This is a genomic window from uncultured Winogradskyella sp. (genome assembly GCF_947498345.1).
Taxonomy (GTDB): domain Bacteria; phylum Bacteroidota; class Bacteroidia; order Flavobacteriales; family Flavobacteriaceae; genus Winogradskyella.
Window position 1 is genome coordinate 27,510 of the sequence record NZ_CANMJY010000012.1, and the last position, 15,663, is coordinate 43,172.

General features: G+C 32.7%; 14 protein-coding genes. 5 read left to right on the forward strand and 9 right to left on the reverse strand.

What is annotated here, in order from left to right; all coding sequences use genetic code 11:
- Positions 1-20: 20 nt before the first annotated feature.
- Both Q0912_RS14925 and Q0912_RS14930 read left to right on the forward strand, forming a co-directional pair.
- Positions 21-860, forward strand: a complete 840-nt coding sequence (locus Q0912_RS14925) for a phytoene/squalene synthase family protein (RefSeq protein ID WP_299116519.1) — start codon at positions 21-23, stop codon at positions 858-860.
- An 18-nt stretch (positions 861-878) separates the two neighbouring features.
- Positions 879-1,325 carry a sterol desaturase family protein gene (locus Q0912_RS14930; RefSeq protein ID WP_299116520.1) on the forward strand — a complete coding sequence of 149 codons (447 nt, stop codon included), beginning with the start codon at positions 879-881 and terminating at the stop codon, positions 1,323-1,325.
- 51 nt (positions 1,326-1,376) lie between these two features.
- On the opposite strand, the gene Q0912_RS14935 is transcribed toward Q0912_RS14930, so the two are convergent.
- The 4 genes from Q0912_RS14935 to Q0912_RS14950 all read right to left on the reverse strand — a co-directional run bounded on the left by Q0912_RS14935 (position 1,377) and on the right by Q0912_RS14950 (position 5,582).
- Entirely contained in the window at positions 1,377-1,931 is a 555-nt protein-coding gene (locus tag Q0912_RS14935; protein WP_299116522.1) for a hypothetical protein, read from the reverse strand.
- Between the two features lie 13 nt (positions 1,932-1,944).
- Positions 1,945-2,508 (reverse strand): TlpA disulfide reductase family protein, encoded by a 564-nt coding sequence (locus tag Q0912_RS14940; RefSeq protein WP_299116524.1) that lies wholly within the window; start codon positions 2,506-2,508, stop codon positions 1,945-1,947.
- 9 nt (positions 2,509-2,517) lie between these two features.
- The gene (locus Q0912_RS14945; RefSeq protein WP_299116526.1) at positions 2,518-3,189 is read right to left on the reverse strand and encodes a Crp/Fnr family transcriptional regulator; all 672 of its coding nucleotides are present in this window, start codon (positions 3,187-3,189) and stop codon (positions 2,518-2,520) included.
- Between the two features lie 125 nt (positions 3,190-3,314).
- The gene (locus Q0912_RS14950; RefSeq protein WP_299116528.1) at positions 3,315-5,582 is read right to left on the reverse strand and encodes an aconitate hydratase; all 2,268 of its coding nucleotides are present in this window, start codon (positions 5,580-5,582) and stop codon (positions 3,315-3,317) included.
- A 431-nt stretch (positions 5,583-6,013) separates the two neighbouring features.
- On the opposite strand from Q0912_RS14950, the gene Q0912_RS14955 reads away from it, so the two are divergent.
- Entirely contained in the window at positions 6,014-8,323 is a 2,310-nt protein-coding gene (locus Q0912_RS14955; protein WP_299116530.1) for a prolyl oligopeptidase family serine peptidase, read from the forward strand.
- Between the two features lie 88 nt (positions 8,324-8,411).
- Here Q0912_RS14955 and Q0912_RS14960 read toward each other — a convergent pair whose 3' ends face one another.
- The 4 genes from Q0912_RS14960 to Q0912_RS14975 are packed head-to-tail and all read right to left on the reverse strand — an operon-like array spanning position 8,412 to position 13,565.
- Positions 8,412-9,365 carry a MoxR family ATPase gene (locus Q0912_RS14960; RefSeq protein WP_299116532.1) on the reverse strand — a complete coding sequence of 318 codons (954 nt, stop codon included), beginning with the start codon at positions 9,363-9,365 and terminating at the stop codon, positions 8,412-8,414.
- Positions 9,366-9,368: 3 nt separating this feature from the next.
- Positions 9,369-10,826 (reverse strand): peptidylprolyl isomerase, encoded by a 1,458-nt coding sequence (locus Q0912_RS14965; RefSeq protein WP_299116534.1) that lies wholly within the window; start codon positions 10,824-10,826, stop codon positions 9,369-9,371.
- Positions 10,774-11,625: a peptidyl-prolyl cis-trans isomerase gene (locus Q0912_RS14970; RefSeq protein WP_299116536.1), complete on the reverse strand. Its 852-nt coding sequence runs from the start codon at positions 11,623-11,625 to the stop codon at positions 10,774-10,776. The genes Q0912_RS14965 and Q0912_RS14970 overlap by 53 nt, the downstream gene beginning before the upstream one ends.
- Before the next feature lie 5 nt (positions 11,626-11,630).
- Positions 11,631-13,565, reverse strand: a complete 1,935-nt coding sequence (locus Q0912_RS14975; RefSeq protein ID WP_299116538.1) for a peptidylprolyl isomerase — start codon at positions 13,563-13,565, stop codon at positions 11,631-11,633.
- Positions 13,566-13,792: 227 nt separating this feature from the next.
- Here Q0912_RS14975 and Q0912_RS14980 point away from each other — a divergent pair, with 227 nt between their 5' ends.
- Together Q0912_RS14980 and Q0912_RS14985 are read left to right on the forward strand one after the other, a co-directional pair.
- On the forward strand, positions 13,793-14,248 hold the full coding sequence (locus tag Q0912_RS14980; protein ID WP_299116540.1) for an SRPBCC family protein: 456 nt from the start codon (positions 13,793-13,795) through the stop codon (positions 14,246-14,248).
- Complete coding sequence (locus Q0912_RS14985) at positions 14,241-14,480, forward strand: hypothetical protein (protein ID WP_299116542.1); 240 nt, start codon at positions 14,241-14,243, stop codon at positions 14,478-14,480. The genes Q0912_RS14980 and Q0912_RS14985 overlap by 8 nt, the downstream gene beginning before the upstream one ends.
- Here Q0912_RS14985 and Q0912_RS14990 read toward each other — a convergent pair.
- Entirely contained in the window at positions 14,477-15,616 is a 1,140-nt protein-coding gene (locus Q0912_RS14990; RefSeq protein ID WP_299116544.1) for a lycopene cyclase family protein, read from the reverse strand. The genes Q0912_RS14985 and Q0912_RS14990 overlap by 4 nt on opposite strands.
- Between the last annotated feature and the right edge of the window lie 47 nt (positions 15,617-15,663).

A 15,663-nucleotide genomic window follows, 5' to 3' on the forward strand; every position in this document is an offset into this window, starting at 1 on the left:
TTTTACAAATCTACAACCCTATGAAATCAATTTTTGATAATGTATCCAGAGAATGTAGTAAGCTCGTAACGACCTCTTACAGTACCTCTTTCTCTATGGCTACAAAAATGCTATCCGACAGCATTAGACAAGACATTTATAATATTTATGGCTTTGTGAGATTTGCTGACGAAATCGTAGATACATTTCATGACTATGATAAAGAAAAGCTCTTTAAAAATTTTGAAACCGATTTAGAGCGTGCACTGACCGACAAAATAAATCTAAATCCTATCTTAAATGCGTTTCAGGAAACTTATCACAAATACAATATCGATAAGCACTTAGTAGATGCTTTTATGAATAGTATGCGATTAGATTTACACAAAACAGATTACCTCACTGAGCAAGAATATAAAGATTACATTTATGGATCAGCTGATGTTGTAGGGTTAATGTGCTTAAAAGTGTTTGTAAAAGGTGATAATGAAAAGTATAATAACCTAAAAGATTCTGCCATGAGCTTAGGCTCCGCTTTTCAGAAGGTGAATTTTTTACGAGATCTTAAAGCTGATTTTGAAGATCTAAGCAGAACGTATTTCCCTAATACTGATTTAAATCATTTGGATGAAGCCTCAAAACAATCCATTATCACTGACATAGAAGACGATTTTGCAAAAGGGCTAAAAGGAATTAAACGTTTACCATTAGAAGCACGTTTTGGCGTATTTATGGCTTATCGTTATTATAATAAACTATTGCAAAAATTAAAAAAGACACCAGCGCTAGAGATTAAGTCTACAAGAATTAGGGTGCCTAATTACAAAAAGATTGAACTACTAACGAGAAGCTACGTAAAATATCAACTTAACTTACTTTAAAATATAAAAGACCTTATTATGCAAACTGTTTTTTGGATACTCATTTTCTTAGGAACATTTTTTATCATGGAATTTAATGCATGGTTTACACACAAGTATATAATGCATGGTTTTTTATGGAGCTTACACAAAGACCACCATCATAAAGATCATGATAGTTGGTTTGAACGTAACGATGCTTTTTTTATTTTCTACGCTGTTGTAAGTATGGTCTGTTTTTACCTTTGGAGTTATGAAGGTGTTTGGTTTACACTTCCTATTGGCTTAGGTATATTAATGTATGGTATAGCTTACTTTATTGTACATGATATATTTATTCACCAACGTTTCAAATGGTTGCGAAATATTGACAACAAATATGCCAGAGGTGTACGTCGCGCACACAAAATTCATCATAAACACTTAGGAAAAGAAAAGGGTGAGAATTTTGGAATGTTAATTGTCCCTTTTAAATATTTTAAATAAAGCTTTAATTTGAATTGTTAGATTGTTATATGAATCAAACTCAGAAAATTATTAAGCATTCATATATTCTAAAACATCATTGACAACACCTTTAAAGTCATTTGAAATATCAAAATAGACAAGATCATTATTTTTACACGATGTTTCAATTTTTTTACTGTAATCTATCATATTGGCAATATGGTTAGTAACGTAAACATCAGGTTTGTCATTTAACCAATCTGTGTATCCTGTACTGAACTTTTTAATGTTTTTACTTTTTTCAACGATAGAAATATTGGCATAACCCAAAAAACATACTTTAATTGTTTTAGGGTGTTTTTTTATTAATTCAACTATTAATTCTGGTAATATTGCTTCTCCTTCAATAATACAATCATCACCAGCCCAAATCATACTTTCGCACATTGCTTTAAAAAAACTCCATAGCCTTTTAGCAATATCGTCTGGCATTAACAGATCATGTATACCATATTCTGAAATACCATTAGTGAATCCCATTACCAGCCAATCTAAAGATATATATGGAATACCTTTTTGTACGGATAACTTTTTGGCAATTGTGGTTTTTCCAGACCTGGAAGCACCACTAATTAAGTATAACATATAATGAGCTTTGTTATTCTATAAGTAAATCATTTAACTGATTTCTCACCGTTTCACTATTCCAATCTATCGCACCAGATTCATCAATTACAATCTCACCTTGTTTATTGATTATAAATGTTCTAGGAATAGAACGTGTATATAATTCTTTTGGAATTTCGTTTAAAGATTTAAAAACTTCAAAATTAAAATTCTTTTTGTTTTTAAATTGCGCTACGACATTAAAATCATCATTGGTTACAAATAAAAACTCAACCTTATCATTATAATCATTGTATAGTAACTGTAGGCTTGGCATTTCTGCAATACAAGGAGGACACCAAGTAGCCCAAAAGTTTATAAATACAACTTTACCCTTAGTATCGCTAAATGTAAGTACTCTATTATTATCCGATTTTAGTTTCCAATTAGGATAGTTAATCGGAACTCTTTCTGCTTTATCAATAAGCGAAGATTGATTGATATAGCTTAAACCTTTGTGCAATAATATTTGTAATGGTTGCCTGGTTTGAGGGATGATAAGAATGGCTATTATAAGAAGAAATATGATATTGCGTTTGGTAAGTTTAGCTTTCATATAGCAAAATTAAGCAGAAGTCTCATAAATACGGATTTGTTTACGGTTAAAATCTATAACCTTATCTTCTTTTAATTCGTTCATTAAAATGTTTAATGTAGGCCTGGACACCCCTATTAGGCAGGCGATATCTTTTTGTGTATAGGGATGATTAATAATATGGTCACCTGTTTTATCGCAATCATAACCATACTCAGAACATAGCTCATCTAAAAACTCCATTAATCGCGTTTTCGAATCCTTAAACAGTAAAAGCTGAAGACGACGTTCTAATTTTTTAAACTTCAACCCAATAAACTTATAGATTCTAAGACTAAACGTTTTATTGTCCCTCATAAGTTCGTGCATGGTATTTACACCCACAGGACAAATCGAAGTATTATTGTCTAAAGATTGTGCAAATTCTTCGCGTTTTTCTTCTCCTAAAATGGCTTTTTCTCCAAAGAGTTCACCTTTTTTTAAAATTGCTTTTACAACTTCTGTTCCATCTTCGTTATAATATCCAATCTTTACTTTTCCTTTTTCTATAAGATACACCTTATTAGCTGCATCTTCTTCAAAATAAATATAATCGCTTTTTTTATAGGCATCAAAATCGTGGCAAGCCTTATATTTCTTAAACTTATGAGGACATAACAAGTTAAATAAATTAACATCCTCGAATATCCAGATGGCATTCATGACTAATAAAAGATTAATTGAGTTAAGCTTTATGTCGTGTTAAAGTTTCAAACCTTTCAGTTTAAACCTAAAAAAAACTCTCAGCCAAAACTGAGAGTTTATAGAATACTATCTATTTTATGGTACTAAGCGTTCTGTTTCTTAATTAAATTCAGAGCAGAACCTTCTTTATACCATTCGATTTGCGCATCGTTATAAGTATGATTTAAAGTTATGGTATCCTTAGAACCATCTGTATGTACAACTTCAAGATGCAATGGTTTATGAGGTGCGAATTCATTTAAATCCAGAAAATTAAATGTATCATCTTCTTGTATTAAATCGTAATCAGATTCATTAGCAAATGTTAAACCTAGCATACCTTGCTTTTTAAGGTTGGTTTCGTGTATACGAGCAAAAGATTTTACAATCACTGCTGCAACACCCAAATGTCTTGGCTGCATTGCCGCATGTTCTCTTGAAGATCCTTCACCATAGTTGTGATCACCTACAACAACCGACCAAACACCATTCTTTTTATACTCTCGTTGTGTATCTGGAACACCTCCATATTCACCAGTTAATTGGCTCTTAACAAAGTTGGTTTTTTCATTAAAAGCATTAACAGCTCCTATTAATGTGTTATTGGCTATATTATCTAAATGTCCTCTAAAACGTAACCAAGGTCCTGCCATAGAGATATGATCTGTTGTACATTTTCCAAAGGCTTTAATTAACAATTTAGCACCAGTTATAGTGTCTCCAATTGGTGTAAATGGTTCTAAAAGTTGTAAACGCTCAGACTCAGGGTTTACAGAAATTTCAACTCCACTTCCATCCGCAACTGGTTCTAGATAACCATTTTCTTTAACATCAAAACCTTTTGGAGGTAATTCCCATCCTGTAGGTTCGTCTAACATCACTTCCTCCCCATTTTCATTGATTAACGTATCTGTCATTGGATTAAAATCCAATCGACCTGCTATTGCTATAGCCGCAGTTATTTCTGGAGATGCTACAAAAGCATGCGTATTAGGATTTCCATCTGCACGCTTAGCAAAGTTTCTGTTAAAGGAATGCACAATACTATTCTTTGGTGCATTTTTAGGATCACTATAACGTGCCCATTGTCCTATACAAGGTCCACATGCATTGGTAAATATCTTAGCATCTAATTTTTCAAAAACATCAAGGATACCATCACGTTCAGCTGTGTAACGCACCTGTTCTGATCCTGGATTTATACCAAACTCAGCTTTGGTTTTTAAACCTTTATCTAATGCTTGTTGCGCTATGGATGAAGCTCTGGATAAATCTTCATAAGATGAGTTAGTACAAGAACCGATAAGCCCCCACTCTACTTGCATTGGCCACTCATTTTCTTTAGCCTTAGTTGTCATTTCGCGACCAACTGTTGTCGATAAATCTGGCGTAAAAGGTCCGTTTAATAATGGTCCTAATTCCGAAAGATTAATATCTATAACCTGGTCAAAGTATTGCTCAGGGTTTGCGTACACTTCGTCATCAGCTGTTAAGTATGCTCTAATTTTATTAGCTTCTTCTGCAACATCTTCTCTATCTGTAGCTTTTAGGTAACGCTCCATAGAATCGTCATATCCAAATGTAGAAGTAGTTGCTCCAATCTCTGCACCCATATTACAGATAGTACCTTTTCCGGTACAAGACATTGATAGTGCACCTGGTCCAAAATATTCAACTATTGCACCTGTCCCACCTTTTACAGTAAGAATTTCTGCAACTTTAAGAATTACATCTTTTGGTGCTGTCCAACCCGAAAGTTTTCCAGTTAACCTTACACCAATTAACTTAGGAAATTTAAGCTCCCAAGCCATACCAGCCATAACATCCACAGCATCAGCTCCACCAACACCAATAGCTACCATTCCTAATCCGCCTGCGTTAACAGTATGAGAATCTGTACCTATCATCATTCCGCCAGGGAATGCATAATTTTCTAAAACCACTTGATGGATGATACCTGCACCTGGTTTCCAAAATCCAATACCATATTTATTAGATACTGATTCTAAAAAGTTAAACACTTCACTACTTGTATTATTAGCATGCTTTAGATCTGTGGCTGCACCATCTTTAGCTTGTATTAAGTGATCGCAATGTACCGTAGTTGGTACTGCAACCTTTGGTTTGCCTGCTTGCATAAATTGTAATAACGCCATTTGAGCTGTTGCGTCTTGACAAGCAACTCTGTCTGGTGCAAAATCTACATAATCCTTACCTCTGTCGAATGCTTTGGTAGGTTTTCCTTCCCACAAATGCGAGTATAAAATCTTTTCTGAAAGTGTTAATGGTTTACCAACTATTTCTCTAGCAGCATCAACGCGCTCCGTCATGTTAGCATAAACCTTTTTAATCATATTAATGTCAAAAGCCATATAGTATATTTAAAGGTTGATATTTTTTTTAAGAAGCACAAAAGTACGAAATTCGATTGAATTTTAAAATATATGCAATAAAAACGCTCTTACACTAAACATTATTTAATAAATAGTGGAATATTTGATGTTTTTATATGTAATAATTAATATTTAAGCTAAAAGTGTAATAAATTAACAGTTTTGAATAGAGATATTTAATCACTCCTTATTTAGAATGAATATGTATTTCATAGCTTGTGCCCATAAAGTTGAAAATCTTAACCATAGATTTGTTTATTTTTTAGCAAATAATATTACTATCTCATTATATAATCTAATACATAAAGTTAGAGTCTTTGTATTTATCCTAATTTTTTGTAACAAAATTTATAATTTCTCTTCTAACATATCATATGGAGCAATTAATAAACAAATCTTAAATCACTAAAATGAAAACTACAATCTTAAAACTAGGTAGTACCTTATTTTTATTTTTAGGTACGCTAGCACAAATTAGTGCACAAGAAATTGTCGGCACCTGGGAAGGAAAAATAGCTGTACAAGACACAGAAATTCCACTGGCATTCAATGTAACAATGGAAAACAACAAGTATTCTTCTACAATGGATAGTCCATCACAAGGAGCAACAGGCATTCCTATGGATGTTACGACTTTTACTGATAATACTTTAACTATAAAGTTTAATCAGGCAGGTATAAAATATGTTGGCACTTTAGAAGAAAATATAGTAACGGGAACATTTTATCAAGGCCCTAATGAATTACCTCTAACACTTAACAAGACGGTTAAAACATTACCAGGCAATACAGCCTTACCTTCTTCGGATGAAGAATTAGAAAAACTAGCTAACTGGAATCCTATTAATAGTTACAAATATTCTGTCGAAGACTATTTTGCAAGACCTAAAGCTAGATCATTTAATTTTTCTCCAGATGGAACATATTTATCTTATAGAGAAAAAGATGAAAATAAAAAGAATCATGTTTATGTAAAAAATATAGAGACTGATGAAGTTAAACGTATTATAGAAGAAAAGGAAGAACTTATCAGAGGTTTTGGCTGGGCTAATGACAATAGAATAGTCTATGTTATGGATAAAGGCGGAAATGAAGATTATCATTTATTTGCCGTTGATATTGATGGTAAAAACCAAAAAGAGCTGACTCCTTTTGATGGTGTGAAGGTAAATATCTTAAATGGTTTAAAAGAAGACAAAGACCATATGATAATTTCTATGAATAAAAACAACCCTCAAATATTTGAGCCATATAAAATAAACATTGTTACCGGAGAACTTAAGCAACTTTATACAAATGAAGATGCTGCCAACCCAATTAATGGTTATCAATTTGATAAAGATGGTAATCTACGTGGTTTTGCAAAACTTCGTGATGGCGTAAATATAGATATGTACTATTCTTTAGATGGCGAAAACTATGAGGTAACAAAACAATTAAGCTGGAAGGATAGTTTTAGTATCTCTTCTTTTAATTATGCAACTGACTATCCTCATGACGCCTATGTGATATCGAACTTAGATAGTGATAAAACTCAAATTTATCTATATGATCTAAAAGAAGACAAAGTCATTGAAAAATTATTTTCTAACGAAAATTATGATGTCTCTGGCTTGTCTTTATCAAGAAACAGAGGTTATGAATTAGATTATTTCTCATACGAAGGTGAAAAAAGAAACATAGTTCCTGTTAGTGGTTATTACAAAAAGCTGCATGAGAAAATCACAAAAAAATTCCCAAATTACAGCTATTCCATTGCCGACAAAACTGATGATGAGAGCAAATATTTAATCTTTTTACAAAGTGATAAGTTATACGGAATTTACTACTCGTATGATGCCAAAAAGGATGAATTTAAATTACTCTATAACTTAATGCCAAATCTTATCGAAGAAGATATGGCAGAAATGCGACCAATTACTTTTAAAAGTAGAGACGGTAAGACCATTCATGGTTATATTACTTTACCAAAAGCAGCTCTTGAAGGAAATAGAGTACCAGTGATTGTAAACCCACATGGAGGACCACAGGGTATTAGAGATTCCTGGGGTTTTAACCCTGAAGCACAACTTTTTGCTAGTCGTGGTTATGCTACCTTACAAGTAAATTTTAGAATTTCTGGAGGATATGGTCGTGAGTTTTTAGAATCTGGATTTAAGCAAATAGGAAGAAAAGCTATGGATGATGTTGAAGATGGCTTACAATATGTCGTAGATCAAGGTTGGGTAGATAAAGATAATGCTGCTATTTATGGCGGTAGCCACGGAGGGTATGCCGTATTACGTGGCTTAACTAAAACACCAGATTTATATGCTTGTGGTGTAGATTATGTTGGCGTATCTAATATTTTTACATTCTTTGATTCTTTCCCGGAATACTGGAAGCCTTATAAGAAAATAGTTAAGGAAATTTGGTATGATTCGGATATCCCTGAAGAAAAAGCGATTATGAAAGAAGTGTCCCCTGTTTTTCATATAGACAAGATTAAAAAACCACTTCTTGTTGTACAAGGTGCTAATGATCCAAGAGTTAATATTGATGAATCTGACCAAATAGTTGAAGGTCTAAGAGCAAAAGGTGTTGATGTTCCATATATGGTAAAATATGATGAAGGTCACGGATTTGCTAAAGAAGAAAATTCTATTGCGCTATATAAAGCAATGATGGGATTTTACGCAAAGCACTTAAAGCAAAATTTACAACAACCCATAAAGGATTAAGTTGTTTTTATACATACTATAAAAAAGACCTTTTGATAATATCAAGAGGTCTTTTTTTATATGAATTTTTGGATTAAACTTTAAACCATTAAAACAAACTTTCAATAATCTTTTCGTCTGTAATACCTTCTGCTTCTGCTTTATAGTTTTTAATGATCCTGTGTCTAAGAATCCCTGTAGCTACAGCTTGAACATTTTCTATATCGGGAGAGAATTTACCATGTATTGCAGCATGTGTTTTTGCTGCTAAAATTAAATTTTGTGAGGCTCTTGGTCCTGCTCCCCAATCAACAAACTCTTTAACAATATCTGCAGCAGTATTAGCTTTTGGTCTGGTTTTAGCAACTAGGTTAACGGCATACTCTATAACATTATCTGCAACAGGAATACGACGAATTACATTCTGAAAATCTATAATTTCTTGTGCAGTAAATAACGCATTTACAGTTAACTGAATATCTGTAGTTGTCGCTTTTACAACTTCAACTTCATCCTTAAAAGATGGGTATTCTAAATTTATAGCAAACATAAAACGGTCTAATTGTGCTTCTGGCAAAGGATAAGTTCCTTCTTGCTCAATTGGGTTTTGAGTAGCCAAAACAAAGTAAGGCAAACTTAATTTGTACTGATGACCAGCAACAGTTACTGCGCGTTCTTGCATAGCTTCTAACAATGCAGCTTGTGTTTTTGGTGGTGTTCTGTTGATTTCATCTGCTAAAATGATATTAGCAAAGATTGGCCCTTTTATAAATTTAAACTGTCGGTTTTCATCTAAGATTTCGCTTCCTAAAATATCGCTAGGCATTAAATCTGGCGTAAACTGAATACGTTTAAAATTTAACCCTAAAGCCTGAGCTATGGTATTAACCATTAAAGTTTTTGCCAATCCTGGTACACCTATTAAAAGTGAGTGTCCTCCTGAAAATATTGAGATTAAAATCTGGTCTACTACATCATCTTGACCTATAATAATCTTAGCAATTTCTGTTTTAAGTGCTTTATATTTTTTTACGAAATTTTCAATTACGGTAACATCAGACATATGCTATTGTGTTTTTAACCAATTATTTGCAAAATCACACGACCTATATTCCCCATTTACTTTTATATAGGTTTCTTCAATGGTTTCCTTTTGCCATTTTTCAATAGCTTTGATTTGCTTATCTTGTAGTGCCAAATCCTTAATTTTCAGATAATCCTTAGCATAGTCTGCTTCGTGATCATCAATTCTATCAAACACCGTTAAAATTTTAAACTTAATTCGGTTAATCCTATCTTCATCTTGTATAACCTCGCTAATTTCATTATCCTTTAATTCTTGTATTTGGGTATAGAGTTCGGTATCCATTCTAGCCAATTCAAAATTAAAATCTTGAGTAGTAGGGTTTGTGAGTTTACCACCTTCAAATTTGGTTTCTTTTTCATCACTTACCTCTCTGGCAGCTTCAGCAAAACTTATCTTTCCTTGTACAATTTTTTGTCTTACGTCGTCAATTTCATCTTTAGCCTTCTGTATAGCAGATTGGGATAGCTGAGGGCGTAATAAAATGTGTCTTACTTCATATTCTTGCCCTCTAATTTTTTCGAGATAAATAATATGATAACCAAAATCTGTTTCAAAAGGTTCTGAGATTTCACCTTCTTCTAGATTAAAAGCCACATCTCTAAACTCCTTTACCATTCGAGGACGTTTTCTGTTCATAGTAGGTAATAAACCTCCATTATTCTTTGAACCTCCATCCTCAGAGTAAAGCAATGCCTTAGAAGCAAAATTAGCACCATTTTCCTCCACATCTTTCTTGAAGCCATTGAGTCTATCAACAACAGCTTGTTTTGCATCTTCTGTAACCTCAGGAATAACAACAATTTGTGCTACCTTTAATTCTGTACCAAATGTTGGTCTTTCGTCTTTAGGAATGTCATTAAAAAATGTTCTCACCTCTTCGGGTGTAACTTCAATATCCTGAATTACTTTTTTTCGCATTTCCTGAGATAAGTAAGTACTTTTATTAATCTCAAACATTTCGTCTCTTAAAGCCTGTTCTGATTCTTTTTTATAGAACTTTAACAAGCCTTGCATATCCCCATTGGTTTGTGCCAAAATTCCTTGTATCTGTTGTTCTACCAGAGATTGAATATATAACTCATTGACAAGTACACTATCTTGTATGGCTTGGTGTGCATAGAGTTTATTTTCTAATAAACTTCCAAAAAGTTCGCATCTGGTAACACCAGATAAATCTGCGCCTTGTGCTTCTAATTGTGCAATTTCGCGATCGAGGTCTGACTCTAATACAATAAATTCACCAACAACAGCTGCAACACCATCTGCTTTAATTCTTGTAGGGTTAACAACGCTATCTTTCTTTTTTAATGTTGGTTCTTCATCTGGAATAATTTCTTGTGCATGTAATGCACCAAATAAGAAAAAACAGTAAAGACATACTGCTTTAATTATATATTTGAAATTGATTGTTTTTAATGGCATCTTTTGTAATATCATTTTCGAGTTGCTTGATAAGCTCTAACTTTCGCTTGTTTATAACAATTTGTTTTATTGAAGGTTTAACGTACTCTAAAGGTGCATAATCGTTCTGTAGCCGTACGTCATTAACTTGCATCAAATATAGGTTTAATGAATCTTTGAGTTGTAAAAAATTAGTTTTTTTTAACAGTTGATTTTTGTTTTCGGGATTTACCACAGGTATTTTCTCAGCAATCTGACTAAATTTTACCCATAACGAGTCGTTTAAGGAATATGATTTAAACTGAACCGAAATAGAATCCAGATATTTTTTATCATTAACGTTAAAACGTCGAAACCTTGTCTTTATACTATCAAAATCTATAGTGTTTATAGGTAAACCCACATATCTAAATTGCAACAATTCATCATTTAATTTAAAAGATTCTTTATTCGCTTCATAAAATACCATGGCTTCATCGAGTTGCACAATGGTATCTATTTTTTTCTTTACCAAAGCTTCTAAATAAGCTTTGGTGTATAAATCATTTTTATACTGATCTACCAGTTTAGAAAATTCGCTTTGTTTATCCTCGGATAGGTTTAGTAATGCTCCATCCATAAGCAACAATTGACGTGCCCAACGGTTAATAAATCCATTAACCATAAGTGTACTATCTTCCACACTAGCTCCTTCTGGCACAATACCTTCAATATCCTCTTTATAAAGATACGATTCATTTACTCTCGCAATAGGCTGGCGATTATCTGTTTTTTTAAAGAAATCGCAACTTGCAAACAGTATGCATATGGCTAATATATAGAAGTTATTTTTCAAACACACTATTGATTTTTAATCTTAAGCTTAACAGCTTCCAAGGCCTGATCATTAACTTCGATTTTAAATCGCTTATAGAGATTATCAATCCAATTTGCTTCAATCTCGGCTTGGTAATCATTGATAACGTTGCCTTTAGCTTCTTCTAAAGTTTTAATCCCAGAAGGTATTACCTTCTTAACATCTATAACATGAAACGCATCGTTGTGTTTGTATATTTTAGAAACCCCTTCTTTCATTTCAAAATCTGATGGTAATTTTTTATCTGTAATAGAAAAGGTATCTTTTGTGAAAATAACGTTTTTCTCAACATCTGTATTTAAAGCCTCTTCTATGTCTTTTTCAGATTTAGTACGATTCATCATTTTTAAAACCCTGGTAATGATTTTCTCACTAGCTGAAGATGCAATAACAACTTCAACACGATCATTCCATTTATAATTTTCTTTATGTGTTTCGTAATAGTTCTCTAATCCCACTGAATCCTTAGAAGCTTTGTTCCAGACTTCTTTTTCCATAAGATCAAATAAGAGCAGCCCATCTCTATATTCTTTTAAGATATTTGCAAAATCCTTATTTTCTAATTCTAAATTATCTTCTCTGTATTGCAGTATAGATTTTTCAAAAAATCGTTCAAATTCCTTTTCTACAAGAACATCAAAAGGAATAACTTTACCTGCATATAGTCGCTGTGAAGACACGAGGTGTGTACCTAATTCGTTATAGGTGTATTTTCTGTTATTTATAGAAAATAGAGTTTTGCTTTTTTCAAAAGTCTCTGGTAATCTCCATGCTCTCTTAAAATATGTACTGGATAATATCGATTCAAAATAGGCTTTAGCTTTTGTATTGTAAGATATTTGATAACGTGATTTAAGTTCGTTCACCATTGCAGCATTGATTAACTTAGATCTGGTGTCTCGTTTTACTTTAGATTCTAATGTTGGTCTTAAATCTTCAAAAGATTGTATAGGTTTTAGCTTAATACGCTTAACAATATGCCATCCATAGGCAGTTTTAAATGGTTTGCTCACAGCTCCGTCTACTTTTAAGGCAAAGGCTTCATCTTCAAATTTAACAGAACTTAATTGACCACTTTTAAAAGGCACTAATTCCCCTCCTTTAGTAGCAGAACTTTTGTCATCAGAGAATTGCTTGGCCAAAGACTCAAACTTTTCTCCTTGCTGTAACTTTTTATAAATATCGTTAATTCGCTTTTCTGGGTCAAGGACTGAATCTTTTTGTTCTAATGCTACCATAATATGTGCGGCTGTCATTGTACCTCTCGACGCTCTTTTTTCATCTACCATAACAACATGGTAGCCGAATTGGGTTCTAAAAGGCATAGAAATTTCACCTTCTGGCGTATTATATGCAGCAGTTTCAAAACTATAAACCATTTTAAAAGCCGAGAAATAGCCCAAATCTTCCAAAAATATAGTTGTGCCATTATGCATTTCTTTTTTTACGGCATCAAAACCTTCTTTTAATGCGCGTTCTCTCAATTTTAAAACTTCGTTATAGGTTTTTAGAGTGTCCTTAGCATTTTCATCTAATCTTACCAATATGTGAGTGGCATTAATATCTATTTTACTACGCTCGTATGCTTCTTTTATTAAGTCGTCTGTAACTTTGTTTTCTGAAATGTAATTTTTCGTTAACTGTTTTTTATACCTTAAAAACTCACGTTGGTAGTTTCTGTCCTCATTTAATTTTAAGCGCTTTGCTTCTCTAAGTTTTAATTGATATTCCGTAAACAACTTTAGGTAACCATCGATATCCTTTTGACTTTCGTCCTTTACTAAATCCAGATTTTTGTTATAAACTCTTAAAAATTCTGAAGTCATAATTTGCTCGTTATCAACCGTAAGAAGCACCTCATCTTTTTCCTGACCAAAAGAGATGTTAAATGCTATTAGTAATATAAATAAGCTTTTCATTTGTATGTTCATAAGGCTTCTCATTTTTAATCAATTAATATGCTTTAAAATGCACAGCAAAAATAAAATAAATACTACATATAACAAGCTATACAAAAGGTTAAATCTTTATGTATCTACTTTTGATGAATAGCTTTCAATTATGAGAATAATTATCGTCTACTTAAGATTATTTATTGATTTATTGGGCGTTTTTTTTATATTTAAATAATTGACCTAAGCATATAATGAAATACACTACAGAAATTATTATTGAAAAACCTTTAGAGTACGTTATCAATAAGATGGACTCTACAGATAACATGAAACATTGGCAAGAAGGTTTAGTTAGTTCCGAACATATATCTGGCACACCTGGAGAGTTTGGTGCAAAAATGAAGCTGAATTATGATTTTGGAAAACGAAAAATGGAACTCATAGAAACGATTACCAAGCAGGATTTTCCAAACGAATTCCATGCCACATACACTACAAAAGGTATGCGCAACATACAGCAAAACTATTTTAAAACTATTGAAGGAAATAATACCAAATGGATTTGCAAAAATGAGTTTCAGCCTACCAACTTTGTAATGAATGCCATGCTGTTTTTAATGCCAAAAGCATTTAAAAAGCAAACCAAAACGTATATGACTAACTTTAAAAACTTCGCCGAAAACGGAACTTCAGTTGCTAATGCGTAAATTAAAATTGATTTGGGATTTTAGAGGTCCTGCAAGTAAACAAACAGCTGAACATCATTTAGTCCATCTAAGAGAATATATTGAAATGAATGATTTGGACATTACTATAAGTGGTGTTGAAATACTAAGCGAAATGCATTGCCTGGCCTATTTGGTAGTTGACGAATCTAAAATGAAACCTATCAGAGATGCGCTAAAACCACATCGTGGACAAGTCTATAATGACCATTAGAAGAGCCGCTTAAAAAAAGCTTGAATAAAACGCTTGGGTGGAACAGATAAAATAATTTTTAAGTCTCCTAACAAGGTAGATTCTTCGTCCAGAAATTTAAATATAGTTTTAATATTTCCTTTTCTAAACATCGATGAAAACAGCGCAGCACCTTCTTCATTATGGTTGGCCAATACGTCTAAAAATATAAGATCGTAAAACCAGAATTTCGACTTTTTATAAAACTTAGATAAGTCTTTTTCCTGCTTTAAAAATAACACCAAATCTTTAGTCTTTTTAGAAGTGTTATTAAATGTATACCCTGTACTTGCTTTGGTCCATGCGCCTGCTGTACCAATATGTAGAATATGTGTTGAGTTTAATTGCGAAAACTTAAAAGATGTCATAGGTATAGATCCGCTTTCTTTTTCTATAATATCAAAATCCGATAGGCCTTTATCCTCTAGGTATTTAGATATAGCATTTTCGTAATCTGAGCGCTTTAAGTGATGTTTAGAAAACAAAGTGTACTCAAAAAGTGCCGTTTTTTTATCTATGGGCAACACATACATAAAGCGTGTATTTCCATTTTGCGGCACCGTAAAATCCATAAAAGTAGCTGTAGTCTCATCAAAAACATCTTCGTTAGTTTTAACAAACCAACCTAAAAAGTGCTGTTGCAAAACAGGATACTTTTTTTGGGACTTGTACACTTCTGGGTTGAGTATACTACTAAATAGTTTTAAACCAAAATAACGCCCTTTATTAGTAATGACTTGTACACCATCTTTTAGCTCAGTATAGCTGTCAACAACATCTTCTAAAAACGTAATATTCTTATTAGTGCTTATGAATTCCCAGAGTGATTTATAGAATTTATCACTACGAATCATTTTATAATGATAAGGCATAATATCTATTGTTTCGGAATAGTTGTCACTTCCAAAAAATATTTTAGGCCATGTTTTGGTCAGTAAATCATCCCATTCCCCTTCGCCTTCTTCCCAAAAGCACCAGGTTCTGTCATTACCTTTATCCTTAAGCTTATCAATAATTAAAACCTGTTTACCATCAAAAAACCCATCTTGCGATATGCGGTATGCCAGCATTAAACCTGCAGCACCTGCACCTAAAATAATATAATCGTATTTGGTCATTGACTTTATAAGAATTCAAATAGCGAAGATACAACTATTGCTTTGTT

Coding starts and splice junctions, on each gene's coding strand:
- Q0912_RS14925 (WP_299116519.1), top strand. CDS start 21: ATGAAATCAATTTTTGATAATGTATCCAGAGAATGTAGTAAGCTCGTA.
- Q0912_RS14930 (WP_299116520.1), top strand. CDS start 879: ATGCAAACTGTTTTTTGGATACTCATTTTCTTAGGAACATTTTTTATC.
- Q0912_RS14935 (WP_299116522.1), bottom strand. CDS start 1,931: ATGTTATACTTAATTAGTGGTGCTTCCAGGTCTGGAAAAACCACAATT.
- Q0912_RS14940 (WP_299116524.1), bottom strand. CDS start 2,508: ATGAAAGCTAAACTTACCAAACGCAATATCATATTTCTTCTTATAATA.
- Q0912_RS14945 (WP_299116526.1), bottom strand. CDS start 3,189: ATGAATGCCATCTGGATATTCGAGGATGTTAATTTATTTAACTTGTTA.
- Q0912_RS14950 (WP_299116528.1), bottom strand. CDS start 5,582: ATGGCTTTTGACATTAATATGATTAAAAAGGTTTATGCTAACATGACG.
- Q0912_RS14955 (WP_299116530.1), top strand. CDS start 6,014: ATGAAAACTACAATCTTAAAACTAGGTAGTACCTTATTTTTATTTTTA.
- Q0912_RS14960 (WP_299116532.1), bottom strand. CDS start 9,365: ATGTCTGATGTTACCGTAATTGAAAATTTCGTAAAAAAATATAAAGCA.
- Q0912_RS14965 (WP_299116534.1), bottom strand. CDS start 10,826: ATGATATTACAAAAGATGCCATTAAAAACAATCAATTTCAAATATATA.
- Q0912_RS14975 (WP_299116538.1), bottom strand. CDS start 13,565: ATGAAAAGCTTATTTATATTACTAATAGCATTTAACATCTCTTTTGGT.
- Q0912_RS14980 (WP_299116540.1), top strand. CDS start 13,793: ATGAAATACACTACAGAAATTATTATTGAAAAACCTTTAGAGTACGTT.
- Q0912_RS14985 (WP_299116542.1), top strand. CDS start 14,241: ATGCGTAAATTAAAATTGATTTGGGATTTTAGAGGTCCTGCAAGTAAA.
- Q0912_RS14990 (WP_299116544.1), bottom strand. CDS start 15,616: ATGACCAAATACGATTATATTATTTTAGGTGCAGGTGCTGCAGGTTTA.